The organism is Psychrobacillus sp. NPDC093180, assembly GCF_044754065.1.
Classification (GTDB): Bacteria; Bacillota; Bacilli; order Bacillales_A; family Planococcaceae; genus Psychrobacillus.
This window is the reverse complement of record NZ_JBIVOJ010000002.1, coordinates 129761-156222: the sequence shown is the minus strand read 5'-3', so window position 1 is coordinate 156222 and position 26462 is coordinate 129761. Positions and strand designations below refer to the sequence as shown.

The 26462-nt window shown below is 36.5% G+C and carries 24 protein-coding genes; 4 read left to right on the top strand and 20 right to left on the bottom strand.

Annotated features, from left to right (window positions below):
• Positions 1 to 11: 11 nt before the first annotated feature.
• The 9 genes from ACIP9W_RS03900 to ACIP9W_RS03860 all read right to left on the bottom strand — a co-directional run bounded on the left by ACIP9W_RS03900 (position 12) and on the right by ACIP9W_RS03860 (position 8736).
• Positions 12 to 737, bottom strand: coding sequence for an amino acid ABC transporter ATP-binding protein (locus ACIP9W_RS03900; protein WP_400786250.1), 726 nt, complete (start codon positions 735 to 737; stop codon positions 12 to 14).
• 334 nt (positions 738 to 1071) lie between these two features.
• Positions 1072 to 2322 carry a dicarboxylate/amino acid:cation symporter gene (locus ACIP9W_RS03895; protein ID WP_400786248.1) on the bottom strand — a complete coding sequence of 417 codons (1251 nt, stop codon included), beginning with the start codon at positions 2320 to 2322 and terminating at the stop codon, positions 1072 to 1074.
• Positions 2323 to 2373: 51 nt separating this feature from the next.
• Positions 2374 to 2634 carry a (2Fe-2S)-binding protein gene (locus ACIP9W_RS03890; RefSeq protein ID WP_400786245.1) on the bottom strand — a complete coding sequence of 87 codons (261 nt, stop codon included), beginning with the start codon at positions 2632 to 2634 and terminating at the stop codon, positions 2374 to 2376.
• Positions 2631 to 3860 (bottom strand): NAD(P)/FAD-dependent oxidoreductase, encoded by a 1230-nt coding sequence (locus ACIP9W_RS03885; RefSeq protein WP_400786242.1) that lies wholly within the window; start codon positions 3858 to 3860, stop codon positions 2631 to 2633. The genes ACIP9W_RS03890 and ACIP9W_RS03885 overlap by 4 nt, the downstream gene beginning before the upstream one ends.
• Positions 3857 to 4162, bottom strand: a complete 306-nt coding sequence (locus tag ACIP9W_RS03880; protein WP_400786239.1) for a (2Fe-2S)-binding protein — start codon at positions 4160 to 4162, stop codon at positions 3857 to 3859. The genes ACIP9W_RS03885 and ACIP9W_RS03880 overlap by 4 nt, the downstream gene beginning before the upstream one ends.
• Positions 4155 to 5318 (bottom strand): NAD(P)/FAD-dependent oxidoreductase, encoded by a 1164-nt coding sequence (locus ACIP9W_RS03875; RefSeq protein ID WP_400786236.1) that lies wholly within the window; start codon positions 5316 to 5318, stop codon positions 4155 to 4157. The genes ACIP9W_RS03880 and ACIP9W_RS03875 overlap by 8 nt, the downstream gene beginning before the upstream one ends.
• Positions 5319 to 5348: 30 nt before the next feature.
• On the bottom strand, positions 5349 to 6053 hold the full coding sequence (locus ACIP9W_RS03870; RefSeq protein ID WP_400786234.1) for an aspartate/glutamate racemase family protein: 705 nt from the start codon (positions 6051 to 6053) through the stop codon (positions 5349 to 5351).
• 92 nt (positions 6054 to 6145) lie between these two features.
• The gene (locus ACIP9W_RS03865) at positions 6146 to 7861 is read right to left on the bottom strand and encodes a thiamine pyrophosphate-binding protein (RefSeq protein ID WP_400786232.1); all 1716 of its coding nucleotides are present in this window, start codon (positions 7859 to 7861) and stop codon (positions 6146 to 6148) included.
• A 314-nt stretch (positions 7862 to 8175) separates the two neighbouring features.
• The gene (locus ACIP9W_RS03860; RefSeq protein WP_400786230.1) at positions 8176 to 8736 is read right to left on the bottom strand and encodes a sugar O-acetyltransferase; all 561 of its coding nucleotides are present in this window, start codon (positions 8734 to 8736) and stop codon (positions 8176 to 8178) included.
• 100 nt (positions 8737 to 8836) lie between these two features.
• On the opposite strand from ACIP9W_RS03860, the gene ACIP9W_RS03855 reads away from it, so the two are divergent.
• From ACIP9W_RS03855 to ACIP9W_RS03840, 4 genes are all read left to right on the top strand, one after another.
• Positions 8837 to 9568, top strand: coding sequence for a DUF6904 family protein (locus ACIP9W_RS03855; protein WP_400786227.1), 732 nt, complete (start codon positions 8837 to 8839; stop codon positions 9566 to 9568).
• Positions 9569 to 9917: 349 nt separating this feature from the next.
• Positions 9918 to 12143 (top strand): EAL domain-containing protein, encoded by a 2226-nt coding sequence (locus ACIP9W_RS03850; RefSeq protein ID WP_400786225.1) that lies wholly within the window; start codon positions 9918 to 9920, stop codon positions 12141 to 12143.
• 21 nt (positions 12144 to 12164) lie between these two features.
• Positions 12165 to 13799, top strand: coding sequence for a thiamine pyrophosphate-binding protein (locus tag ACIP9W_RS03845; RefSeq protein WP_400786222.1), 1635 nt, complete (start codon positions 12165 to 12167; stop codon positions 13797 to 13799).
• A gap of 1 nt (position 13800) precedes the next feature.
• Positions 13801 to 14190, top strand: coding sequence for a carboxymuconolactone decarboxylase family protein (locus tag ACIP9W_RS03840; RefSeq protein WP_400786219.1), 390 nt, complete (start codon positions 13801 to 13803; stop codon positions 14188 to 14190).
• Positions 14191 to 14266: 76 nt separating this feature from the next.
• On the opposite strand, the gene ACIP9W_RS03835 is transcribed toward ACIP9W_RS03840, so the two are convergent.
• The 11 genes from ACIP9W_RS03835 to ACIP9W_RS03785 form a co-directional block, all read right to left on the bottom strand.
• The gene (locus tag ACIP9W_RS03835; protein WP_170206537.1) at positions 14267 to 14416 is read right to left on the bottom strand and encodes a YwzD family small protein; all 150 of its coding nucleotides are present in this window, start codon (positions 14414 to 14416) and stop codon (positions 14267 to 14269) included.
• Positions 14417 to 15090: 674 nt separating this feature from the next.
• Positions 15091 to 16515 carry an amidase gene (locus tag ACIP9W_RS03830; protein WP_400786216.1) on the bottom strand — a complete coding sequence of 475 codons (1425 nt, stop codon included), beginning with the start codon at positions 16513 to 16515 and terminating at the stop codon, positions 15091 to 15093.
• 35 nt (positions 16516 to 16550) lie between these two features.
• Entirely contained in the window at positions 16551 to 17819 is a 1269-nt protein-coding gene (locus tag ACIP9W_RS03825) for a TRAP transporter large permease (RefSeq protein ID WP_400786214.1), read from the bottom strand.
• 18 nt (positions 17820 to 17837) lie between these two features.
• A complete protein-coding gene (locus ACIP9W_RS03820; RefSeq protein ID WP_400786212.1) occupies positions 17838 to 18356 on the bottom strand; it encodes a TRAP transporter small permease in 519 nt (172 codons plus the stop codon).
• Between the two features lie 82 nt (positions 18357 to 18438).
• Positions 18439 to 19473, bottom strand: coding sequence for a TRAP transporter substrate-binding protein (locus tag ACIP9W_RS03815; RefSeq protein ID WP_400786210.1), 1035 nt, complete (start codon positions 19471 to 19473; stop codon positions 18439 to 18441).
• Between the two features lie 124 nt (positions 19474 to 19597).
• Entirely contained in the window at positions 19598 to 20665 is a 1068-nt protein-coding gene (locus ACIP9W_RS03810; RefSeq protein WP_400786207.1) for a tartrate dehydrogenase, read from the bottom strand.
• A 169-nt stretch (positions 20666 to 20834) separates the two neighbouring features.
• Positions 20835 to 21503 (bottom strand): GntR family transcriptional regulator, encoded by a 669-nt coding sequence (locus ACIP9W_RS03805; protein WP_400786205.1) that lies wholly within the window; start codon positions 21501 to 21503, stop codon positions 20835 to 20837.
• A 259-nt stretch (positions 21504 to 21762) separates the two neighbouring features.
• Positions 21763 to 22494 carry an acetoacetate decarboxylase family protein gene (locus ACIP9W_RS03800; protein WP_400786203.1) on the bottom strand — a complete coding sequence of 244 codons (732 nt, stop codon included), beginning with the start codon at positions 22492 to 22494 and terminating at the stop codon, positions 21763 to 21765.
• Positions 22495 to 22507: 13 nt separating this feature from the next.
• Positions 22508 to 23926, bottom strand: a complete 1419-nt coding sequence (locus ACIP9W_RS03795) for a sodium/proline symporter (RefSeq protein WP_400786201.1) — start codon at positions 23924 to 23926, stop codon at positions 22508 to 22510.
• A gap of 132 nt (positions 23927 to 24058) precedes the next feature.
• Positions 24059 to 24766 (bottom strand): acetoacetate decarboxylase family protein, encoded by a 708-nt coding sequence (locus ACIP9W_RS03790; protein WP_400786199.1) that lies wholly within the window; start codon positions 24764 to 24766, stop codon positions 24059 to 24061.
• A 130-nt stretch (positions 24767 to 24896) separates the two neighbouring features.
• Positions 24897 to 26318: a sigma-54 interaction domain-containing protein gene (locus ACIP9W_RS03785; RefSeq protein WP_400786197.1), complete on the bottom strand. Its 1422-nt coding sequence runs from the start codon at positions 26316 to 26318 to the stop codon at positions 24897 to 24899.
• Between the last annotated feature and the right edge of the window lie 144 nt (positions 26319 to 26462).

The window sequence follows — 26462 nt, the reverse complement described above, 5'->3', positions numbered from 1 at the left end:
TCCTCTTATTTTTAGTGCATTACTCTTTTTAAAAATAGTTTTGCTCGTTCTTCTTTTGGTTCTTTGTAAAACAATTTAGGTTCGGAGTCTTCGATAATCACACCTTGATCCATAAAAATTACACGATTAGCTACTTCTTTTGCAAATCCCATTTCATGCGTTACTACTATCATTGTCATTCCTTCTTTTGCTAAGTCCTTCATAACAGTAAGTACTTCTCCTATCATTTCAGGATCGAGTGCAGAGGTAGGTTCATCAAATAACATTATTTCTGGACCCATTGCTAAACTGCGTGCTATTGCCACTCTTTGCTGTTGTCCACCAGAAAGTTGGGCAGGGTATGCATCTATTTTATGCGCTAAACCTACTTTTTCTAATAAACTTTTTGCGTCTTTTATAACTTCATGCTTATTTCTTTTAAGAGCAAGAATAGGTGCTAAAGTCACATTTTCTAAAACAGTTTTATGTGGATATAGATTGAAATGTTGAAATAACATTCCTGTCTTTTTCCTTAGTTCTAAAATATTCGTCTTCCTATCTGCCAAAGATATTCCATTTATAAGTAAGGTCCCACTTGATATTTTTTCTAATCCGTTGATACATCTTATTAATGTGCTTTTCCCTGAGCCAGAAGGACCTATAACAACAACTACTTCGCTTTTTTTTATATTTAAATTAATGTTTTTCAAAACTTTAGTATCCGCATACGACTTTTCTACATTATTAAAAGTAATCATATCTTCACCTCCATTTTAAACATTGATTTTAAAATATATCTCCTAAAAAATTTTAAATTTTTCATTTCATTCAAATACAGTAGTAGCTATAAAAATCCCGCATATGATATCTATGCACTAAATGAAGCCGGGGAGAAAGAAAGAGAACTAAAAATTAAGCGCTTTCATAAGTCATTCATAGAATCTACGAAGAGAATTGAAATAACTATAGAATTACTCTTAACCAAAATAGAATTTGAAAAGAAAATATTTTTCTATTTTAGAAGACAACACTACACTATTAGAACTTACACAGTAGTCTCTCAAGAAATTATTTGAAATGATCATTCATTGTTTAAATTAATACTTTGTCTAAACTGGTAGCAGGTACCTCTTCTTTTTCTAATCTTCGTTTTTCAGCAGCCTCTACATAAACCGCGCAGGCAATATCCCCAGTAACATTACAAGCAGTTGAGAACATATTCAAAAATCTATCAATCCCTGCAATAATCGCAATAGCTTCAAGTGGTAGATTTACGGTTGACAAAGCAACTGTAAGCATTATAATTCCAGCCCCTGGGACTCCTGCTGTTCCAAGAGAACCAATTGTGGAAATCAGTGCAATTAAAACAATTTGTTGGAATGTCAATTCGACCCCAAACATTTGAGCAGTGAAAATAGCAGATACCGCAATGTAAATAGCTTGACCATCCATACTTACTGTTGCTCCCAATGGCAATACAAAACTAGACACCTTATTCGAAACACCCAATTTTTCCTCTGCACATTTCATTGTTAAAGGTAGTGTCCCCGAACTACTTTGCGTTCCGAACGCCATCAAAGTCGCTGGCATGACTCCTTTAAAAAACTGAATAGGACTCATCTTTCCTAATCCTTTAACAGCGGTACTATAAACAACAAAATATTGAATAGTACAGCCAATAGCAACCGTCAATAATAGTTTCAACAATGGGACAATAACATCTAAACCATGTATACCTATAATTGGAGCTAAGAGTCCAAATACACCAATTGGAACAATTTTCATGATAATCGAAGTTAATTTCATCATTACTTCCGCAAGGCCATCAAAAAAGTTATAAACAGGATCCGCTTTTTTTCCAACAACTGTAATACCTATACCTATTAATATTGCAAGGAAGATAATTTGTAGCATATTATTCTCAGCCATCGCTGTTATAGAATTTTGGGGAATGATATTGATTAAGACATCTAAAAAGTTCATTGAAGCTGTGCCTTCCGGGACTTCCCCAGTTGGCTTGATAGTCCCTATTCCCTTACCTGGAGCAATCCAAAAAGCAAGAACTAGACCAATGATTACTGCAATTCCAGTTGTTATTAGATAGTAGGCCATCGTTTTAAAACCCATACGTCCTAATTGATGAATACTTCCGGTACTAGCCATACCGACAATAAGCGTACTTAAAACTAGTGGAGCAATGATAAACATAATGAGGCGTAAAAATATTGTACCCAAAGGTTTTACAATTTCCGCTTGAGGTCCGAATATAACACCTACAACCAATGCAAGAACAAAAGCAATAATAATTTGGTTGACTAATCCTACCTTTTTAAATAACCCCATATTCTTCCTCCTCCTTTTATTAATTACATAGGAATTTGCGGACACACTAATTTACTTTGTCATATCTCCCAAAGTGGTTGGTCTTATAGGAAACTTTGCTTTTTGTAGCACTATAGGTTGATCATTCCCCTGTTTATGGGATAACACAATATTTCGTAGACTGCTTTGACAAACCCTGCCTTGACACATTCCCATACCAGATCTCGTTCTTATCTTTAAACCAGGAATGGATGTAGCTCCTTCCTCAATCGCACGTTCAATATCTGATAAATAGACACCTTCACAACGACAAACAATCATATCATTTGTCATGAAATCACCTCTTGCTTTTGTTGAAAAACAGTCCATGACTTCTCCATTTTTCTACGACCGACTTCAATTTCTGGAATAAATTTGATCGGAGATTGAATGCGTGCACGTCGAATTTCTTCAATTCCTTCTTCTTTGGTGAGTTTAGACGGTTTCTGTAAGTAAATTAATATAGATAACCCAGCCATTTTCCCTTGCGCTATAGCTACTTTTGCCCCTTCAATTCCTGTAATATTTCCAGCTACAAACAACCCAGGTATTGAAGTAGACATATCTACAGAATGTAATGGAACGAGCCCACCTAATTCCTTAATATCTATTAACGGACAACCTATTGCTTGTAAAAGATCAATTAGCGGATAAAGACCCGCAGAAAGACAAATGGCATCGACTGCTAATTCTATTTCCTTACCATTTGGGTTGCCATCTACATCCACATTTTGAAGAGTTACAGATTCGACTTGCTCCTTACCATTAATACAAACAAGTGACTTTCTCAAGTAGAGTGGTATTCCCTCTACCTTTAAAAAATCCAATGCTAATATATGAGTAGCCATCTTGCTAAGTCTTCCTGAAACTAATTTTCCTAGTTTTTGCAACATTAAGTTTGGCGCTAAGTGGGAAGCACTAGTTAATCTTTTCACATTTTCGGTAGGTGAAAAAAGATTTCTTTCTATTAAAGGAGACTTAGGTGGTAGTGCAACGCCTATTACCTCTATACCAGCTTTCTTCATTTCCAATACAACAGATAAAGATAAAGGATCTGCACCAATCACAAATACTCGTTTTCCTAGAGCAACATGATGTACATTTGTAAAGGTTTGAGCTGCACCTATACTGTAAACACCCGGTAATGTCCACCCTGGGCAAGGAAGTGCGTGTTCTGCTGCACCAGTTGCTACAAGCAACGCCTTACAATAAATACTTGAAATATCTCCTCCACTTAGTTTAATTTCCCATTTCCCTTCAATTGACCACACCGTCATACCACATAAAACCTTAACCCCTAGTGCCCGAGCTTCTTCAGTTAATTTTTGTGCGATTTGCTGTCCATCCCATAACTTATTAGGACCTTTTAAGGTAAGATCATCATAATGTTGACCCAACAGTCTTCCACCTGGTCTATAATATTCGTCTACTATAATAACGCTCGCACCTGACTTGGCTATATCTATTGCTGCACTTAAACCTGCGGGACCAGCCCCGATAATAACAACGTCTGAGATCACCGAAGAATTTCTCCTTCCGTCCATTCCAAATTTGTTTGTATGTACATATTTGCTTTTAAAGGTGTAAGACAGGACCGTACATTATTTACACCATCTACTGTCGCTCTGCATTCATAGCAATGACCGATTCCACAATATAACCCCCGGGGTTCTCCAGTAGTGGTACATCTGCGGACACTCCTAATTCCGTTGGCCAATAGTGCAACTACAACTGGTTCACCTTCTAAACCTTCCAATTTTTGATGATTAAATGTGAAGGACACCCTTGGTTTTGTCGTATCTATTTTTATTCGTTTAAGCATGGGCTACAGCTCCTTTAAATCTTTCTAGAGAAAAGGAGGATAATTCAAGACTTGAAGGTAAGCCACAAAGTAAGTCAGCCATAATTTTTCCTGAAATAGGAGCAAGCGCAATTCCATCTCCTTCATGACCCGCACAAATATAAAGTCCTGGATACTTCGGAACATTACTCATAATAGGTAAACTATCTGGAGTATATGGGCGTAATCCTGCAAAAGTTCTAATAATCTTTACATCCTTTAAATGTGGAAAAACGTGGACTGCTGCATTTCCGATCATACGGATAACCTCGGGGCTGGTGGAAACATCAAATCCCACAAATTCACGTGAACCACCAATCAAAACATTGCCGCTCACGGTTTGCCCCATTACTAGACCTACTCCATATGGATTATTAGATTCACCAGTTGCTCCACTTTTTGCTGCAATATAAGCTCCACTTAAGATATTTGCATTAAACATAGGTGGTAATTTTTCCGTTACAAGTATTTGCCCTCTTCTTGGTACAATTGGAACGTGGACATTTAAAGAGTCCAATAATTTTGGCGTCCATACACCAGCTGCAACAATTATAGATTCAGCATAGAGGTTTTCATCTTTTAAACTAACGCCTATTACTCTATTATTATCCAAAATCAAACTTTGAACAGGCTTTCCTAGTAAGACACTTGCCTTAAATCGCTTTGCTGCACGTACAAAGGAAAGAGAAGTCTTTAATGAGTTTACTTTGGCATCCTCATCACTCCAAGTAGAACCAATAATATGTGGTGCAAGTCCGGGCTGTTTCTCAATAATTTCTTCACGAGAAACAGTCCTCACCTTTAATCCAACTTTATTTTGCTTTTTCACTAATTCTTCAAGCATTATTTTATGCTGTTCGTTTTCCATCAAAATCATACCGCCACCTTGACGATATTCAATGGATTCTTCTAGTTCTTCCTCTAAACTTTTATAAATTTCGTTGCTTTGAATTGCAAGTTCAAGAAGTGGACCAGGTTTTTTCGTTTGAAGAAGTACAGCTTGATCACAAGAACTAGAAGTACCAGCTGCAATATCGGTCCCTTCTATCAAAGTCACACTTATCCCCTGTTTTGCCAAAAAGTATGTAATGGCGGCACCGATAATCCCACCGCCAACAACAATTACATCTTGTTTCATAAATACCCTCCTTTTTGAAAGGTTAAAATGTTATACTATGCAGCTGTGTATATGAGTCAGCATGGAAACGATATCAAAAACCGGCAACCCAGTTTCTTTCTGAATTGCATCTTTATAAGGAGTCAAATTTGTACATTCTAAAACAATCGCACGTACATCCTCATGATTGGTGACGAATAATTTTGCTTGGTTAACAACTTCTTCTCTCATTTTGTCTAGATCCATCACTTCTTCACCATTGATTATTGTTTTTGTAAACTCCTCCATATCATCCATGCCTTCCATCACCATCGGTATGCCTTTGACACCGATCGTTTCGAAATGTTCCTCTGTCAAGGTTGCTTTACTAGCCGTTAATACACCAATTTTGCCTTTTTGGCCGATAATTGAATATACTAGCGGAATTTGCATGAGATTCGATGAATAAAAAGGAATATTAATTTCACTTTGGATTTCTCTTTGAAACAAACTTAAAAATCCACAATTTGTCGTAAGAGCTTTCACACCTTCATTCTCAAGTTCCCTTGCAGCTTCAATAAATAAAGGAATTAAAGCTTTGTCTCCTTCTTTTACTACTCGGTGCACTGAAGCCGATTTCACGACTTTATAACGCACAGGAAATGGCCAAGTTTCTGCATTTCCCATATCACCGACTGGTCTAGGAAACTTTGTATCTAACATTAAAATACCAAGCTTTTGTCCAAAAGTGACGTATCCACCATAAACTAAATTCATCTCCAAAACTCCCCCAAATACTTTGTTTGAATAGCTTTACTTCTATATCGATTGAAATTTCTTTCCGGAACAACAGTTCCAGAAAGAAATGATTAATAAGTTAGAACGACTCTTTCTTTTGGATCCTTGTTGCTATCTGTGCGCCAATTCGTTACAGGTGGCACAATATCGGTAATGCGTTCGATTGATATATCTAAGAATACAGGAGAATTCTGTGCAACTGCCCATTCAAAAGCCGTTTCTAACTGTTCATTTGTTTCGACCTTACGTGCCTTAACCCCAAAGCCTTCCGCAATCTTTGCTGCATCAATTTCAGTAAAATCTACAGCAATATACTGTTCATCGTAATATAGTTGGTGGAGTTTCTTAATCCATCCATAACTATTATTTTGTAGGAGTATAAAAACAATCGGTAAATTTTGTCTAACAGCTGTCTCCAGTTCCCCGACAGACATTGCAAAACTACCATCTCCAAACAAAGTAAATACTTTAGCTTTTGGTTGAGCAAACTGTGCACCGATCGAAGCTCCCAATGCATATCCTAAATTTCCATGACCACGATCGAAAACAATCTGTTTACCTGCATTTTCGATCTTAAAGTTGGCAGCCATGTATGGATTCTGCGTGCCTGCATCTACTACAAATAAAGAATCCTTTGGTGCGTGTTTATCTAACCAATTTACTATTCGTGCTGGATTTACATGTTTTGTTTTCTCAGATACTTCTAATTCAATTCGGTTATTCGTCTTTTCTCGTGTGGATCGTACAGTAGAAATCCATTCTCCATTTGGTATATATGAACCTTGCTTATGCAACAGCTCTAGAAAACATGTAATAAATGATTGAATATCACATTGGATAGCAAAATCAGTTCGTATATTTAAATCTAAATTCTCTTCTGAAATATCTACTTGAACAATTGTTTGTGTTTTATTGAATAGACTTTTTGCTACTGTCGTTACATTGTTTAACTTAGATCCCAATACAAGCACGAAGTCAGCTTCCTTTACGACATTGTTCGTGTCTTCTGTTCCTCCATTTACCCCTATTACTCCAATCGCTAGAGGCGAACTTTCAGAAATCGAACCTTTTCCATTAATCGTTGTGACAACTGGAATAGACAGTGAGCTCGAAAGTCTCGTCAATTCTTCGTATGCTTGTGATAAATGAACTCCACCACCTGCTAAAACAACTGGTTGTTTGGATTGTAAAAACATTTTTACTACTTCTTGCACGTCTTCTTTTAGTGGTGCAGATTTAAATCGTTTTTGTTTTAATGGATAAAAATCCTCTTCTTTAAAATTATATTCTTGTTCGTGAATATCTTCTGGAACGGAAATATGAACAGCCCCCGGACGTCCCGACGTTGCAGTACGAAATGCTTTTCGAATAATTTCGGGTACCTTGGATGCAAGTGTTATTCGAGTATTCCATTTTGTAATTACATTTGTTAACTCTACTTGTTTGAGTTCCGTCAATGCTCCAGTTCCTTCACTGCTTAAAGTAATATCTGAAGAAAATACTATGATTGGTACAGATGATGCAGTTGCTTCGCTAAGTCCTGGCACTGCATAAAGCAGACCACCACCACTTGGCACATCTGCTACGCCTGGCTTGCCAGTCATACGTGCATAAGTGTCCGCCATATACGTTGCGTGTCGCTCATCCCGGCAAGCTACATATTTAATTTCATTTTTAAATTTTTCAAAAGCGTTATGAAATGGCATACTCGTATCACCAGGTACTCCAAATACTACTTCAACTTCATTTTCAATGAGCAAACGTACAATTGCATCAGCTGTTCTCAATGACATCACCTTTTCTAATTTTATTTGAAAACAAATAAGTTTCTGACTATTCAAAATAGTACTTTATATTAATCTACATCAATAATAATATAGTGTCAATACAAAAATTAAGTAACACTTAATTTTTGTAGTGCGTTTTAAATAAAAAAATTATACTAATGAACAATTCCTTTTTCATAGAAGTAATAAATAGCCTGTTTTGAAATAATAATTATTTCAAAACAGGCTTTTAGAATTTTTTAAATGCTATTTTTATATCTTTAAATTGCAAAATTTTATCAATCTTGCTGGATACTGATTTCTACCATTAGTCTTCACAGCGGGACCTCTTTAATAACCCTAGCAGGATTCCCCCCAACAATCACATCATCTGGAACATCTTTTGTGACAACTGCTCCGGAAGCAATAACAGCATTGTTTCCTATTCTTACTCCAGGATTAATAATCGCTCTGCCTCCGATCCAGACATTGTCTCCAATATGTACAGGTTTGCCGGACTCTAACCCTGTGATTCGTTCTATCGGATTAATAGGATGAGTCGCAGTATAAATGTGTACTCCAGGTGCAATCATGCAATTATCTCCTATTCGTATTTCACAAACGTCTAGAAAAACACAGTCAAAGTTTGCATAGAAATTCTCCCCAATATGTATATTGTAGCCGTAGTCACAACGAAATGATGGTTCAATATAGAATGTATCTTTAGTCGATCCAAGTAATTCTTTTAATAGTTCTATACGTTTGTCATCTGCGGTTTCAATTGTTTGATTAAATAATCTCGTTAATTTTCGTGCTTGCATTCTTTCGTGGAATAATTCAGGGTCGGCTGCATTGTATAGCTCACCGCTCAACATTTTTTCTTTCTCTGATTTCATCCAAGTCTCCTCCTTGATTGCATTACTTTGATATTAACATAGGGATGGTCCAATCTTTGATGATATACTATTACTATATGAAGTCTTAAGGAGGATACATATGATCCGTATTCAAAATACACCGAACTTCACGGGCGCGACTACGTCTGGAGATATTCATGATTTCGAAGAATTATACGAAGCACTCCATACGATTGTTGGAGAGGAGGAGGAATATCCCAGGTATGCCGCTGTTCGGCTGCGTGTTCTCGGAGTCTGTTATGATATACGACACGCAATGATGGGTGACCGTGGAGCACAACATGTGTTGAATGGTCTTGACCGTGAACAAATGCAGCGACTTTCCATCGTAGGCGCAGAGATGAATATTTATCTTTCGTTTGAAACATACTGGCCCGAAATGATTTTCGTCACTTTTGCACTTAATGACTTTATTCAACTTCGTGAGAAAAACCATCAAACACATGCCTGGGATGCGACAATTGCGACCGTTCGTAAATTCCAAGCAGCTGTAGCTATCTGTCTACAAGAAACTTTATCGACTCAGAAATTTGCCCAACTAAAAAAATACATCTCCCCAAAAGCAAACTGGCAAACCTATAAGTATGATGGATATGCAACACAATATGTTGACATGCTCAATATCAAGTTTATCCAAATGGATTCACTAAAGCGTGAAAATAACCTCAGTATTATGGCTAAAAGATTAGGTGATATTGATCAACAGTATCTCCAAGAAAAGGACACTATTCACAAGTTTGCAAAAGAACAGGGATTACACCCAGACCAAGTCCGCTATTCCAAAGAATACCCGGATCATATCGAATGGTGACACCCAACACTTCCTAATCTAGGAGGTGTTATTTTTGTGTCTGACAAGGACGCTTAATATAAGCATCTTATCTCCTATTCTTTCACTGAAACTCTTGTTGCAATAATACTTGCCAACCCAATAAAAAATTATCAGAAATGCTCCTACTAAAGCCATATTTACAATCCACTTCCATTGAATTTAACAATATTTTGAGGTAAAATTAGTACAATTGGGAATTCTTTCTATTGGTCAGATTCTAGTATTTTGCACCTGGCAGAAAAGAGTTCCTTTTTACTATGCTATAAGAAAATTTATACTCTTTTAAATAGGGGTATGTATATATATATAAAAGCTTAAGGAGGAAAACATGAATACTACAGAACCTTACTACATTACAGAATCTAATAGAATGTGTATAGAAGCTGGGATGGATCCGTATGAGGTATCGAGACCTAAGACCTTTTTAAGCAAATCGGAGTTTGAAAAGAAGCGAAAATCATATAGCGAAATATTATCAGTCGTAAGTTTTTTCTCGAATAAGTTACTAGATTCCTTAAAAGGAACGCCGATACTTGTTGTTGTTTCAGATGCAGCTGGTTATCTGCTTGAGATTGAGGGAGATGAGACTATTAAGTCTACCATCGAGCAGTTTGGTATTGTTCTTGGTAGCTTATTCATCCAAGAGGATACAGGAACGAATGTGATTAGCCTCTCGTTGCAGCAAAAGCATCCGATCAGTCTGATTGGCGAACAGCATTATCATACGTTTCTTCATGGTATCGCTTGTTACGGAACCGGATTTCACTACACGGATGATAATGACTTGCTCGGCAGTGTGTCCATTATGATGCCTATCGAGTTTCAAAATCCACTTTTCTTGACGATGCTTTCTCAAGCAGTTGATTCGATTGAAAGAGAGCTATTATTAAGAAAACAAAATAAGAAGCTTAATATTATGAATCAAATTATGTTAAGCAGAACAAGAAACGGAATTGTCATTACCGATGAGAATGGAATTACTACAGAATTTAATAGCTTTGCTGAAAAAATATCTAATAATAGTAGAGATTCGGTTATGGGTAGAAATATCCAGGAATCTCATCTAACAGGAAAATATTTTAAGGAAGTACTGGAACAAGAAAAAATAATAGAAAATGAAGAATTAAAATTTAAAGATAAAGAGGGTAACCTTATTGTCTGCCTATTCGATGCACAGCCAATTTATGAAGAGGACAAGATGATTGGTGCCTTTGGACAATTCAGAGATATTTCTGATCGATATTTGTTGCAAGAAAAATATAACTATTTAGCTTTTCATGATGATTTAACAAATCTCCCAAACAGACGATATATAAATAAGGAAATAGAAACCATTATTCAAGCACTAAACGGCGGTGAGTGCAGGACTTTAGCTCTGTTTTTTATAGATTTGGATCGCTTTAAAATTATTAATGATAATTTTAACCATTCTTTTGGAGATAAATTTCTGATTGAGGTAAGTAAACGTTTAAGCAGCTGTCTCGGAGAAAAGGATATACTTGCTCGAATGGGTGGAGATGAATTTGTTTTCCTGCTGAAAGATTTTGTTGATCGGGACTATGTTACGAATAAAGCAGAAGAGATACTTCAACTGTTTCAGCAACCTTTTTACGTCGGCATGAAAGAATTACATACGACAGCAAGTATCGGTGTTGCCATTTATCCCGAATATCCGATTTCAAAGGAGCAACTGATGGTCTATGCCGATAATGCGATGTATCAGGCAAAATCTCAAGGTAAAAATCGGTATGTCATTCATACTGCCGAATTATTAAATGTCATGATGGACGAATACAAGCTAGAGGTCGATTTAAGAAGAGCACTGGATAAAAATGAATTTGTTCTCCATTATCAGCCTCAGATTAATAACTACACAGGTAAGTTGGTTGGATTTGAAGCACTCATTCGCTGGCAGCATCCGACACTAGGTTTAATACCTCCTGGAAAGTTTATAAAGCTTGCTGAAGAGAATGGATTGATCACGCAGATTGGTGAATGGGTAATTGAGGAAGCCTGTTCCCAAATCAAAAAATGGCAAGATGCTGGCATGACACCAGTAAAAATGTCCGTTAATCTATCTACCCAGCAATTTCTAACAAGAAATCTTATTTCATTCATGAAAAATGTACTCGAACGTACAGCTATTGATCCGGCATATCTCGTAGTAGAGATTACTGAATATATGGCAATGGAAGGCGAATATTCCATACACGTTTTGAAACAGCTAAAAGCGCTTGGTCTTGGTATCAGTATTGATGATTTTGGGACAGGTTACAGCTCTCTTAATTATCTGAAGAACTTTCCAATCGATTATATTAAGATCGACAAATCCTTTGTAAGTGAATTAATGAACAACGAGAAAGATACGATCATTGTAAAAGCAATCATCACATTAGCTCATAATCTTCATAAGGAAGTTATAGCAGAAGGAGTGGAAACTAAGGAACAGCTTGATTTTTTGAAAGATCACCAATGTGATATCTCACAGGGCTATTACTTTAACAAACCACTTCCAGTAGATGAAATTGAAACCATCTATTTAGCACAACATTGACTATAAGGGGACTCTTACAACATGACAACGACTTCATCGGTATTAGTATCGAATTTTAAACATTGGGGAATTCACCATATATTTGGTATTCCAGGTAAAGCAATATCTCCAATACTATTCGAAGTATTACACCATGAAATGGAATTTGTATTAAGTAAACATGAAGCAGCTGCAGGATTTGAAGCCACTGGTTATGCCCAGATGAATCGAAAAATAGGAGTCGCAGTTGGTACATCTGGACCAGGCGGTACTAACCTGCTTACAGCCGCTGGTCAGGCGAAAGCCTCGAATCTACCATTATTAATCATCACTGGACATCCTTCCATGAAAGACACCGGAAAAGCAATGGGACAGGACTCAAGTCTTTTTGGTGCGGATCTTGTAGATATGTTCCGATCTGTCACGAAATTTAGTGCTCGGGTAGAACGAGGAGATATGCTAAAACCTTTTCTAGAGCATGCCCTGGAAAAAGCTCTATCCGGTGTAAAAGGACCTGTCCATCTTTCTATCGCGTTTGATATTTTATTGGAAGAGATTGAACCATTCCAGCTAGAGCTACCAGTACCTCATGAAATGATTTCACCTAAAACTAGTGAAGTGATCGAGAAACTGAATATAGCTAAACGTCCTCTTCTATTCTTAGGAAAAGGAGTACATTCGAGTCGGGCGTATGAAGAAGTTCAGCAGCTTGCCGAACATTGGAACATCCCTGTCATCACAACTCCAGGAGGAAAAGGAACATTCCCTTCTAACCATACGCTATCTCTAGGCGCATTTGGTCTCGGTGGTACTCCTGAAGCAGCAGCATACTTACAAGAAAAGGTCGACCTATTAATAGTGATCGGTTCTAAACTAAGTGATATGTCTACAGCTGGTTTATCGGAAGCGATGTATCCCGAACATGTCATTCACTTCGATTATGACCCAACATTTATCGGGAAATCGATTCAAGTACCCACTACTCCAGTACTTGGGGATATAAAGTCGAATTTGACAGCTATGTTAAAAGATATGCCAAAAACAGATAGCGAAGCATTTTTAACACCAATCGAGGAGATTCAACTTCAGGAAAATAATCCAGGGGAGCGTATGTCCGCAGTCCAAGTTTTACGGGCAATGCGCCACGCACTTCCAAACGATGCGATTGTTTTTGGAGATGATGGAAGTCACTCTTTTTATGGTATTAAACACTTTGATATCTATAAGCCAGGCACTTTCTTCTTTGATGATATATTCGGTGCCATGGGGAACGGAATTGGCTACTCCATTGGCGCAAAACTAGCAGCTCCTGAAGAAACGATTGTGTGCTTAGTTGGGGACGGATGTATGTTCATGCACGGTACTGAACTTTCAACGGCCTATAACTATAACTCCCCTGTTTTGTTCGTCGTTTTAAATAATGGACGACTTGATATGGTGGAAAAAGGAATGCAAAAAATGATCGGCACTTCTATCGGTGGTGTGTACGAGACTCCACTCAATGTAAAAGGGTTTGCCGAATCTATGGGATTGGAAGCATTTACTTGTCATGACCCATATGATTTATCCAATAAAATAAAAGAGTCGTTACTGAAGATAGAAGAAACAAATAAACCAATCGTAATTGAAGCATTGGTGGATGAACACGAAATACCACCAACTATGGGGAGGCAATAACATGGAAAACAACAAGCGATATGAGGCCGGGAAACAAGCAATGGAGGAATTATTTTCACAAGAAGTACGAACTGGCATGGAAGAAATGAAAAAAGTTTCCCCTGACTTATGGGAGATGATTGTATCCTTTGGCTTCGGAGACCTCTACTCTCGAAAAACACTTTCGTTCGCACAACGAGAAATCATTACACTGACAACGCTTATCACACAAGGAGCTTTCGATCAGCTTAGAGTTCACTTACAAGCAGCTCTAAATGTTGGGCTCTCTAAAGAAGAAATAATAGAGATTATCATCCACTGTGCCGGATACGTTGGTTTTCCAAAAGCGGTTCACGCAATGGGAATCGCTGGAGAGATTTTTAAAGAATCAGAGGAAACACACAATAAATAAACCAAATGCCCGCCTAAAATCAGGCGGGCATTTGATTTGGCTACGTGGAAGTTTAAGAACTTCTATCTCACGCTTGTTAAACTTTACTTTTATCCAATAAGCTTCTCAACTGCTCCGATAACTCTTTAATAATATCATCTGTTTTAATCGAATCATTCTCATTTCCTCTATTATATCCATATTCTAAAATACGTTTGAATTCTTCTTGTAATTCTGCCGTTGTCATACGACAATACCTCCTATGTTTTTCAATATATTGTATCTATTAATAATTAATTAACTTTTTGTATATTGTAATACAGCGCCAATACAGCATGATGTCAAAACTACTCATTATCTATTAAATTACGATTAAATTCGATGCAAAAGTTTTTGAATGATTAACTCACCTCTAAAATATCAGATAACTTCCAGAATAATAATACAGGAATGCCTAATCAAAGCAAGCGCTTTTTAGCTTTTATTGTAAATTACCCCATTTACATTGTAACAAACTTCATAATTATAGAATAGTCTGAATAAAAAATAGATTTTATGTTCTAAAAGGACAAAATTTGTCAAAAGAGAACAAAAAATAACACCCACCTTTTTGTTAGGTGAGTGTTATTTTATATTACATATTTAATAGAAAGTAATTTTTTCGTGTACAATCATTTTTTTCGCTTCCATAAAAAACGCCCTCTTATTCGTTAAGTGGACGTTTTTAATGTATTTAATTAAATTTTTAATGTATTTAATTAAAATAGAATAGCTTTTTTCAGTTCACTTAATCTGGATTATTTGGGAATCACACTACTCTAAATAATATTCACCGTCCCCAGGAAGATATACTGCCAAATGTAAAATTCCCATTTGATCCATTAGCTAAATACACAAGAACATATAATCAAACGACAACACTTAATTGAGAATGTCATATTTTGCTGTATTAATGGAGAGTTCCGATTCCAAAGCATGACCTACCCGATATAAAGTAACTTCATCGAATTCTCTTCCGATAAGCTGAAATCCTACTGGCATACCATCAGAGGAAAAGCCACATGGTACTGACAGACTAGGAAAACCATTAAGATTTGTCGGGGCTGTAAGTTTGATAATTGACCAGCGAATATGCTGACCAATATATTTTTCAATATCCACATGGCGCTCACCGATTTTCGGCGGCAGGATGGGCAATGTCGGAGTGAAAATTATATCAACGTTTTCTAGTACTCGGTTAAATTCTTCTTTAGCTAGTTGACGAGTCTGTAAAGCCTGCGCATACTCATATCCTTTCGTCTCCATGGCTGTATACAGGCGTTCTTTCACCTCGTCATCCCATTGATCTGGATAATCTTTTAAATTCTGTTCGTGAACAGCGAATGCTTCACTTCGTAAGATAACTTTATGTGCATCTGAGAACTTTTCAAGGTGCGGCAAATCTACAGACTTAACAACAGCACCCATGTTTCGTAAAACTTGAATAGTTTTATTCATTATCGTTCTTACTTCATCATTCATATCATCAAAATAAAATTTAGTAGGCAATCCTATTTTCATGCCTGCTATTCCTTTTCCTATATCTCGTAAAAAGTCTTCTGATTCACGATCAATGGAATAAGGATCATTTTTATCGAAACCAGCAAGAGCATTCATAACTATTGCGTTATCTGCCACAGTTCTAGTCAGTGGTCCGACATGATCAAGTGTCCATGAAAGCGGATAAACTCCTTGTTTGCTAATACGGCCATATGTCGGTTTCATTCCAACAACACCGCAAAAGGAAGCTGGAACCCTGACTGATCCTCCTGTATCAGTGCCTAACGCAGCGTAGCACAAGCAAGCAGATACTGCAGCGGCGGATCCGCTACTCGATCCTCCTGTCATTTTTTCCGGATTGTGAGGATTTCGAACTGGGCCAAAATAGGAACGATCACCAGTAGGACCATAAGCAAATTGATGAGTGTTCAACTTTCCGATTAAGATTGCTCCTGCCTCTTTCAATTTCTCAACTACGGTTGCATTAAATTCAGGGACAAAATCTTGGTAAATTTCAGAACCCATTGTAGTCTTTGCATTTACCGTATAAATTAAATCTTTTAAACCAATGGGAATTCCGTGAAGAGGACCTTTATAATTACCAGCTTCTATTTCTCGTTGAACTTTATGAGCTTGTTCTATTACATCTTCGCGATCGACGGTGATAAATGAATTGATTATAGGATCAATGTTTTCTATGCGTTTCAGGAATTTTAAAGCAATTTCAACCGGTGATATTTTCTTCTCTTTAATCATTTCAGAAATCTTTTTAATATCGTAAGTCACTAAATCTTCTTTAGTTTTCATCTAATATCCCATCCTTTGCATCATTTATCTTGATATCACTTAACTAGTCCAAGAGAAAGAGCAGGAAAAGCAATAACAGCAATCAGACCGAGTATCAGTACAACATAGAAAGGCAATACGCCTTTGACCACATTTCCTACACTTTCTCTAGTAATCCCGCTCACTACAAATAGATTTAATCCTACTGGTGGTGTAATCATTCCCAATTCCATATTAATCGTCATAATGATTGCAAAATGTAACAAGTTTATATCGAATATCGCTAATAGTGGTAACAAGATTGGTAAGGTGATTAGAATGATAGACACCGCATCTAGGAACATACCTAACACAAAGAACAACAAGTTAATGGCAATTAGGAAAACCCAAACATTTGTGGAACTTGACTCTATCCATTGTGTTATCGATTGTGGAATTTGTTCAGTAGTCAGGAACATACCGAAAATATTAGCAGATGCAATAATCAAGAAAATCATTGCTGAAATATTGATGGATTCTTTCACTATGCCTCTAAATATAGGAAATTTCATTTCTTTATAGACAAATACAGATACGATTACTGAATAAAGAACTGCAACAAATGATGCTTCCGTAGGTGTCATAATCCCAGTATAAATTCCACCCAAAATTAGAATCGGCAATATAAAACCCCAAATTGCCTTTCGTGATTTACGGATTCTTTCTTGCATACTTTCTTTTGGCAATGTATCATACTTATTTATTCTGGCATTTATAATGGCTGAGATCATTAATAGTGCTCCCAGGAATATACCAGGTAAAATACCCGCCGTAAAAAGATCCCCGATGGACTGTTCGGAAACCACTCCATAAATAATTAGAGGTATAGATGGCGGTATTAATATACCAAGAGTTCCAGCAGCTGCAACCAGTCCCATCGAATACCGCTTGCTATAACCTGCTTCTACCATTGCAGGAATCATAATAGCTCCTATAGCAGCAGCTGTCGCTGGACTCGATCCAGAAATAGCTGCGAAAATCATACAAGCTGAAATCGTAACAAGTGCAAGTCCGCCTCTAAAATGACCGATCCATGACTTTAACGCCTCGATCAAAGCGAAAGAAATTCCTCCTTTTGACATAATGATTCCGGCAAAAATAAAGCCCGGAATTGCCATTAATGCTGAGGAACTAACCGAAGTAAACATTTTTTGTATAACTGCATACATTGTAAAATCGATTAAACTAAGGGCAAATAAACTAGATAATCCGAGACTTACAGCAATTGGAACTCTGATTAAGCAAAGAACAAAAAATGATATCAGCAGTACTAATGTGGCACTCATAATGGTCCCTCCTTCCCGTTATACCGCATTCTTCATGCGTTCAATATTTTCTTGTTCTTCATCTTTAACTGGATTACGAATAACATTTACAATCCTAACCAAAAAATAGAAAGAAAGCAGTCCCATCCCAATTGGCATAATCATATAAGTAAGCCAGATTGGAATTCCTACATCTACAGTTACTCCTCCTTGAATTCTTGCAATATCTACCATTTCTATTCCCATGAACATTAAGTAAATACTAAACCCAGCTCCTAGGACATTGCTTATAATATTGAATATTTTCTTAATGAAGGATGGCATTTTGTCATAAACTAAGTCCACTACAATGTGACGTTCATCTTTTAATGCCATACCAAAACCAATGAAAATGGCTGCAACCATAAAAACTTCGAAAATTTCTGTTGTCCAACTAACTGGATTATTGAAAATATAACGCATAAACACGCCGTATATAGCAATAATTGAACCTGTAATAAAAAAGAAAGATGCAATACCTTCTTCAACTATTTCTAAAATCGATAGGATCTTTTTCATTTTGAATAGCCCCCTTTGTAACTATAAATCTATGAGTATTAAGAAGATTATGGATTAGACCATAATCTTCTTAAGCTGTTCATTATTCGTTCGCTTGTTTTGCAGCTTCGATATATTCTTCACCAATGATAGATGAAAATTCATCATAGATAGGTGCCCATGCTTCACGGAAAGCATCGATTTCTTGTGTAGTAAGCTCATAAATTTCAATGTTTCCTCTTTCTTCAAGTTTCTGACGGCTTTCCACATTCATAGTTTTAGCAGCTTGACGTGCTGAATCTGTACCAGCCTTTAAACCCTCTTCTACAATTTTACGGGTTGGTTCATTCAGACTATCCATAAACTTTTTATTTACAAAAAGACCCAGGTCTACTCGTGTTTCTCCAGACACAGTCAAGTATTTTTGAATTTCATCAAACTTCTTACTTTCTATATTTACAAAGGTATTTGTTTGTCCGTCAACTGTACCTTGCTGAAGTGCTGTGTAAAGTTCTGTGAAAGGAATGGATGTTGAACCAGCTCCAAGGGTAGAGAAGACCTGCTCAAGTACTTGTCCGCCTTGTGTACGGAATTTCAATCCTTTCAAGTCCTCTGGAGTCTTAATCGGTCTTTTATCATTTGTTAGGTGTTTCTGTCCATTTGGCCACATGGCAATACCATAAATACCATCTTTATCTAAGCTTTTTAGAATTTCCAATCCCTTTTCGCTATCCCAAAATTTTACCGCTTCATCATCTCCATTGAATAGGAATGGCATTGAAGGAATATTAAAACGAGTATCTTCCCCAACTAGTTTCGCCATATCAATTTGTGTTATTTGAACATTGTTAGCTACTAATTGCTGATAGACGTCCTTGTCTCCAAACAACTGACCGTTCGGATATATCTGAACTTTAATTTTGCCTCTTGATTCTTTCTCTATATAGTCTTTTACTGCCAACGACCCTACATGTTGAGATGTATTTTCAGATACTTCATGAGCAAGTTTAATGGTTATTTCTTGTACTTCATTGCTTGAGGTAGCACTAGGTTCCGAAGATTTTTTATTTCCACAAGCTGACAACATCATCAGTAAAACAATTGAAACAATCATAAAACCTCTTTTGAAATTCCTCATAATTTACCCCCTAAAAGTTTTTAATATATTTTTACAGTAATTCTTCGTGGATTGACGCTATAGAAAACTCTCATCGCTCGGATGATTCTCCCTTAATAAAATCTATTTATGGAAAAAAACTAATTTACACGGAAGCCAGTTTTTTCAATCGGTTGCAAATTTCATCAGCAACCTCAACTGTAGTGAATGAACCACCAATATCTCCTGTTTTAATCCCATCATTTGTAACCTCTTCGACGGTTTCAAGAAGTTTTTGACCCAATTCTTGCTCGCCAAAGTGATCCAGCATCATTTTGGCAGTCCAGATTTGACCAATCGGATTAGCAATACCTTTTCCAAAAATATCGGGAGCTGATCCATGCACCGGTTCAAACATAGAAGGATATTTACCATTAAGGTTAATATTAGCTGCTGGCGCAATCCCGATACTTCCCATGATTGCACCACTGATATCTGTCAGGATATCGCCAAAAAGATTACTGGCCACTATAACGTCAAACTCCTGCGGACGTGTCACAAAAAAAGCGGACAAAGCATCAATGTGATATGATGCGGTCTTTACCTCTGGGTAATCCTTCTTTACCTCATTGAAAACACTATCCCAAAATGGCATTGAATGAACGATTCCGTTCGATTTTGTTGCAGATGATAGATGTCCTCTCCTTTTTTTAGCCAGTTCGAATGCATAACGCATCGCACGTTCTGTTCCTTTTCTTGTAAACACTGCATTTTGAATCGCTATTTCTTCTTCGCCTTTATGAATCTTGCCACCCACTTCGCTATATTCGCCTTCACTGTTCTCTCTTACGACAATCAAATCGAAGTCATTAGGATTGACCAAAGGGGACCTTAGTCCTTTAAAATATTTTGCGGGACGGATATTAATCTGCTGTTCAAATTCTCTTCTAATTTTTATTAACAGACCCCATAAAGAGACATGATCAGGTACAAGGTCAGGGTTACCAATTGCCCCAAGAAAAATCGCATCGAAATTCTTAAGTATATCCAACCCATCATCTGGCATCATCTTCCCATGCTCTACGTAATACTCGGAACTCCAGGGAAACTCTTTGTATTTGAAATTCAGTCCACCATGAATTTCTGCAACCGCTTCCAATACTTTCAATGATGCAGGAACAACCTCTTTTCCTATTCCATCTCCTGCTATTACAGCAATTTCATAATTTTTCATCCTGTTTATACAACTCCTTTTTTAGATTGGTATTATAACTTTGCACTAAATTCCTTTGAAAATTGCACCCATAGATTAGTTACACTTTTGGCTACCTCCATATAAATTTTATAAACGCCTTATCTCGCACTTTTATCAAGTAAGCAGTACTTCTTTTTTAGAAGCGCCTCTATATCATTTCGATACTTAAAGAACGTATTAAATTCTGAAGGTCTTCCTGCGTATGTTTCTCTAATCTTTTCGAAGCTTTTATCGCATTTTTTTCTTTAATTGCATCCAATATGTCCGAATGATCTTTCAATATAGTGGTAGCACGTTGCACTCCTTTAGTATTGAGAAGTCTATAATAATAGGTTAATGAATGAAGATCCTCGACAATCTTTTTCAATCGTAAATTTCCGCTGATTTCGATAATCAGTTCATGAAAACGTACATTACATTCTACAATTCTTTCCTTTTCCTCCTTCTTAATAGCTTCTTGCGTTTCTCGCAGTGTTTCTTCCAATTCCTCCAACTGTTCATCTGTTGCCTGTTCAGCCGTAAGAGCAACTGCAATAGATTCAAGTGCTATGCGACATTCATAGATATCCCGAACATCCTGTAAAGAAGGTTCATACACCGTGATTTGAGAATTACTACCCATGGTTAGCAGTCCTTCATTAATCAATGTGCGGATTGCTTCACGAACAGGACTCCTACTAACCTTAAAATGCTTTGCAAGTTGAGCTTCATACAAACGTTCTCCTGGTTTATAGAACCCGCTCCAAATTCTTTCTTTTATTGTCTGCTGAAGTTGCAAGTAGTAAGGCTCTGCTTTCTGTAAAGTTTTCTTATTCATCCTCGATTCTCCAATTCATATTATGTTTAATAAACAATTGAGCTAAAAATTTTTCTGTCGACTGTCGATTATAATAAGCAGTATATTTGTTCATGAGTGCACTTATGACTATTTTTAATCATGTAACAAAAGAGATGAAAAAGAGGCTTCCCATAAGTTCAATGAACTCATGGAAAACCTCAGTTGTGTCGTATTAAAAATATTATTTTTTATCATCCATAAAACGGGATATCGCTGGCTAATGAATAAGTATCTATACTCACTTATATTCAGCAATAATTTTTCCCCACCCATTTTCTTCGGTTGCATAGAAGTCGCCCTTAATAACCCCACCACCTAGAATTTTCATAGGCTTTAATAATTCTAGCGGTTCTCTTTCAGTCGATTGGATATTTACTTGTGTAGCAACTGCAAACTTCTCCTTCAGTACAAAGTCGGGATTTGTATCTCTTTCGATAATTTGTTTAGTCGAAGGCTCTCCGCCCGGGTGAGGGATAGTTTTTATAAGTAAGTGTGGTGTCGTTTTTGGTTCCTCCAATATTGGTAGGTCAGCGGTCTTCTCGCCGATTAATTCTAAAAACACTTTGCCATCTTTTTCGACTTTCCCCCTAAATAAATCATTTTTCTCTGTCAATGTAATTTTTGCATACTTTTTCGGATATCCCCAAAGTTCTCTCCCTGCAGCTATTGCTGCGTCATTGTTTTCATATTCATAAATATAATATCCACCAGATTTCCCTTCAAAGGTAACCGGAATTACAATAGCAGCATCCATATAAGACACCTTATTGCATTTGCTATAGTCTGTTATGGAGATTACTGCTTTATTACTCACATATTCATATGGTGTAAACGAAAGAATTCGACGGACTTCTTCTTCGTTCAATTCTACAACAGCGTATAATGACACATAATCTTTACTTTCATATGGTACAAAAGGATCTGGAAACATTGGTGCATGCGCTGGTGTATTATACGATTTTACTGACACAGTATAACCTCCTTTACATTATTTCTTTTTCTTTTGTAAATTTACTCACAACTAAAATGACAATAACAGATATTATTGCTGCTGGGATAAGTTCATACATATAAGCGACCCAAGGTGTATTAATCCAAACCATAGTCACCACAGTACCTGTGATCATCCCCCAAACAGCTCCCCATTTCGTTACCAAATTTGTATATAAAACTAATAGCAATACCGTTCCAAAGCTCGCAGCGAGTCCTGCCCAAGCATATAGCACAAGTTCAAATACTGCTTGTATATCCATTAATGCAATTCCTGTAGCGATAGTACCGAAAACTAACATAGTGATACGACTAATTTTAATCATTTGTTCATTTGTATATGTTCTCTTTGTTATTACTTTTAATAGATCACTAGCAAAAGATTGTGTAACGGTCATTAATTGAGAAGAAAAAGTGGATTGAATAGCTGCAAAAATAGCTCCAATTACAACTCCAGCAATAATTGGATGCATTGTATCCCCTACCAAAGTTGGAAATACATATTCTGCATCTGCTAAATCAGGTATTAATATTCTTCCAATAAGACCGAGTAAATTTGAACCCATCATTACAACAACAACCCAAAACATTGCGATTAAAGAGGCCTGTCTAACCGTTTTATCGTCTTTTGCTGATAAGAAACGTTGAACAATATGCGGTTGTCCAGGTTCTCCTAACCCAAATCCGACCAACCCGACAATAATTCCAAAAGCAGCGGCGCCTGTTGCCCCTCCTGCATATGAAAGTAAAATTGGATCAAGTGTATATAGAATATGAAAGAACTCCACTGGACCGCCAAATTCAAAGAAAATCATATAGGCTGGGAATAATAATAGTACTGCTAGCATGAGCAATCCTTGGAAAAGATCCGTCAACACTGCAGAATTATATCCGCCAAAAACTGAATAACCTAATACAAACACCGCCGATAAAACTAATCCCCAGCTATAATCAAAATCTACAATAGAATTCAGTGCTTTCCCTGCTGCTGTCAATTGAGATGCTAAATAAGCAGTAAAGAAAATAATGACGATAATACTTGCTACAATCTTAATCATATTCGTACGATCTTTTAACTTCAAACTAAAGAAATCTACTAAGCTTAACGCACCGAGTTCCTCGCCTTCTTTACGAAGACGGGGAGCTACAGCAAACCAGTTAATTAGATAACCTACAATAAACCCTGGCAGCATCCACATCGTTGAAATCCCAGCAGTATATGCATACCCAGCTGCTCCTATAAAGATCCATCCACTCGTATCTGTAGCACCCGCACTAATTGCTGTCGCCCATGGTCCAAAATTTCGATCTCCTAGAAAATAACCTTCTTCACTCTTACTCATACGTCTTTCAGCCATAATCCCGATGACAAAAACAACAGCTAAGTAAACAACAAAAACTGTAAGCATCATTTTGCATCACCTTTTTTCTGTGCACGACTTGCAAGAATAAATGTAGAAATAAATCCTATGACAGGAACGATAACATACAAAAACCAAACTAAACCCGCATTCTCCATTTACTTTCCCCCTGTAATTTATTTCTTAAAGTTCATCAATTACTTTTCCATAAGAAAGTGTATAGCCCCCAACGAAGTAAATAGCACCCACTACTTCTACATCCCCTAATGATGCTAATGGATCGTCCAATGATTCTTCCCAGTTTAATGTTGCTTTTCCTGTAACTTGCTTTTTTGTTACTGCATCATAAAATTCATTTTTCAAAATGGTATTCAAATGTGTTCCTTCATGTTCTACATGGGGAAATCTTTTCACTTGAAGTCTTGGAAACAAATTTGGTTGTTCGAATGCTTCTCCGGTTTCTTCAAACGTTACATCAATTATTTTCTTACCTTTACGGCTAACACTACCGGAAACTTTGCCACCGTCCACATTAAATTCAATTTCTCCTATTTTTTTTGGATAACCCCAAATCTCTCTTCCTGCACATAAAGCATCGTCTGTGTCTACATATTCAAAAGACATACAAGCTCCGTTTATGTCTTTGTATGAACATGGAATGATTAAACCCCCTTCATTGTAATTATCCAACCCTTCAATTTTGTTATTTCTTAATAGAAAAACTTCAAAAACATCATCTGTCACAGTAAACTCTTTAGGTAAAAGTCTCTGCATTTTTTCTCTATCTCCTCGACAATAAACACTCACTTTCTCATATTCCTCATAACGATATGGTAGCTTTGGATATAGTGGAGCATATTCTGGTAAGATTGAGTATTCATATTTTTTCATTATCATTCTCTCCTTTTTCTGTTTGCTTAATATATTGCAAGAAGCGTGCCAAAAATAAAAACACTGATAATGAATATTCATCAGTGTTAGTAAATCAGTTTTACTCAATTTTTTATTAAATATTGAGTAATTACTCATATTTGAGTAATTTTATTTTATGGATATGCGATTCCAATCTGTATCGTTTTATTTTATTACTTAATGTTTGTTGTGGTATATCTAAACTTCTAGCAGCTTGCGATATATTCCCGGCCGATTGTTGTAATGCTTCCATAATAAGCTGTCTTTCTTTTTTCTCTATTTCTTCCTTAAAGCTTACTTTATGATAATTCTCTCGTACATTATTGTTATCTCCATTTGTGGATAGCAATTGAAGATAGTCAGTCAGCTGTATATCCTTCCTTTCAATAAAATCTGTTTGTACCATGTTGAGTAATCGCTCTATCATATTTTTTAACTCTCTAATATTTCCTGGCCATGAATAATCCATTAAATATTCCATTGCCTCATTAGACATAGCTTGTATATGTTTTCCAAATTTTTCATTAAAGTGAGCGATGAAATGATTAATCAGAAGAGGAATATCACTTTTTCTATTTCTCAATGGAGGAAGTTCGATATTCAATACACATAGCCGATAATACAAATCATCTCGAAATTCCTTATTGGACAGCAATTCTCCTGGATGAACGTTGGTCGCTGCAATGATGCGAACATTTACTGGAATTTCTTTTGTTCCTCCTACTCTTCTTACCTTTTGATCTTGAATAACACGAAGCAATTTCGCTTGTAAACTTTTTGACAATGAATTTATTTCATCTAAAAACAAAATTCCGCCATTCGCTATTTCAAATAGTCCTTCTTTATCTAATGCTCCTGTATATGCTCCCTTTACTGTACCGAAAAGATAGGATTCCAATAAATTATCAGGAATAGCAGCACAGTTTTGTGTGATTAAAGGGATATTTTTCGAGCTAGCATGATGGATGTTTTGAACTATTACCTCTTTGCCTGTCCCCGTTTCACCATATATAAAAATCGGGGATGGAGAGTTTGCAAGCAGTTTTATTTGGTTTTTTAGTTTTAAAATGGATTCCTCTTCCCCAATAAAATCATGGAAATTCCCCTCAAAATTATTCATTTTGTTATCTATTTTATTTTGATAATCTGTCCTAGTTTTTTGTAAGTCTATTAATTGTTCCTTCAAATTTTGAAGGGCAGAAAAGTCTTGAAATACTTCATAGGCACCAATAATAACTCCATCTTTCATGATAGGATATGTAGATGTCAAAGTCGTTTTTCGTTCTCCCCTATAAGTTAAAAATGTTACCTGATTACTACTAATTTCTTTTCCCGTAATAATTACTTCTTGAAAAGTACTTTTGCTTTCTATTAAATTAGGAAAAACATCAAACACACTTTTCCCGATTATTTTTTCATGATTTAACCCAATGGAATCGACTGCTCTATTGGCAAAAGTAATGGTCAAATCCGTGTCAACAACCATTACTCCTTCATTAATCGAATTAATCACATTTTGCTCCCAGGTCATCGACTCTCCCCCTTTATAGCTTCTATTTACAAGAAAATTCATTTAATAATAGAATACACTAAGTTACTTTATATCTGTCTATCTAAATAGAAATTTATCGACTTTGCCACGTCCACAAAAAAACGACCATATACACTTTTGCCC

Excerpts from the sequence above, each read along its gene's own strand:
- ACIP9W_RS03900 (WP_400786250.1), bottom strand. The coding sequence starts at position 737 with ATGATTACTTTTAATAATGTAGAAAAGTCGTATGCGGATACTAAAGTT.
- ACIP9W_RS03895 (WP_400786248.1), bottom strand. The coding sequence starts at position 2,322 with ATGGGGTTATTTAAAAAGGTAGGATTAGTCAACCAAATTATTATTGCT.
- ACIP9W_RS03890 (WP_400786245.1), bottom strand. The coding sequence starts at position 2,634 with ATGACAAATGATATGATTGTTTGTCGTTGTGAAGGTGTCTATTTATCA.
- ACIP9W_RS03880 (WP_400786239.1), bottom strand. The coding sequence starts at position 4,162 with ATGCTTAAACGAATAAAAATAGATACGACAAAACCAAGGGTGTCCTTC.
- ACIP9W_RS03875 (WP_400786236.1), bottom strand. The coding sequence starts at position 5,318 with ATGAAACAAGATGTAATTGTTGTTGGCGGTGGGATTATCGGTGCCGCC.
- ACIP9W_RS03870 (WP_400786234.1), bottom strand. The coding sequence starts at position 6,053 with ATGAATTTAGTTTATGGTGGATACGTCACTTTTGGACAAAAGCTTGGT.
- ACIP9W_RS03860 (WP_400786230.1), bottom strand. The coding sequence starts at position 8,736 with ATGAAATCAGAGAAAGAAAAAATGTTGAGCGGTGAGCTATACAATGCA.
- ACIP9W_RS03855 (WP_400786227.1), top strand. The coding sequence starts at position 8,837 with ATGATCCGTATTCAAAATACACCGAACTTCACGGGCGCGACTACGTCT.
- ACIP9W_RS03850 (WP_400786225.1), top strand. The coding sequence starts at position 9,918 with ATGAATACTACAGAACCTTACTACATTACAGAATCTAATAGAATGTGT.
- ACIP9W_RS03845 (WP_400786222.1), top strand. The coding sequence starts at position 12,165 with ATGACAACGACTTCATCGGTATTAGTATCGAATTTTAAACATTGGGGA.
- ACIP9W_RS03840 (WP_400786219.1), top strand. The coding sequence starts at position 13,801 with ATGGAAAACAACAAGCGATATGAGGCCGGGAAACAAGCAATGGAGGAA.
- ACIP9W_RS03835 (WP_170206537.1), bottom strand. The coding sequence starts at position 14,416 with ATGACAACGGCAGAATTACAAGAAGAATTCAAACGTATTTTAGAATAT.
- ACIP9W_RS03830 (WP_400786216.1), bottom strand. The coding sequence starts at position 16,515 with ATGAAAACTAAAGAAGATTTAGTGACTTACGATATTAAAAAGATTTCT.
- ACIP9W_RS03825 (WP_400786214.1), bottom strand. The coding sequence starts at position 17,819 with ATGAGTGCCACATTAGTACTGCTGATATCATTTTTTGTTCTTTGCTTA.
- ACIP9W_RS03820 (WP_400786212.1), bottom strand. The coding sequence starts at position 18,356 with ATGAAAAAGATCCTATCGATTTTAGAAATAGTTGAAGAAGGTATTGCA.
- ACIP9W_RS03815 (WP_400786210.1), bottom strand. The coding sequence starts at position 19,473 with ATGAGGAATTTCAAAAGAGGTTTTATGATTGTTTCAATTGTTTTACTG.
- ACIP9W_RS03810 (WP_400786207.1), bottom strand. The coding sequence starts at position 20,665 with ATGAAAAATTATGAAATTGCTGTAATAGCAGGAGATGGAATAGGAAAA.
- ACIP9W_RS03805 (WP_400786205.1), bottom strand. The coding sequence starts at position 21,503 with ATGAATAAGAAAACTTTACAGAAAGCAGAGCCTTACTACTTGCAACTT.
- ACIP9W_RS03795 (WP_400786201.1), bottom strand. The coding sequence starts at position 23,926 with ATGATGCTTACAGTTTTTGTTGTTTACTTAGCTGTTGTTTTTGTCATC.
- ACIP9W_RS03790 (WP_400786199.1), bottom strand. The coding sequence starts at position 24,766 with ATGAAAAAATATGAATACTCAATCTTACCAGAATATGCTCCACTATAT.
- ACIP9W_RS03785 (WP_400786197.1), bottom strand. The coding sequence starts at position 26,318 with ATGACCTGGGAGCAAAATGTGATTAATTCGATTAATGAAGGAGTAATG.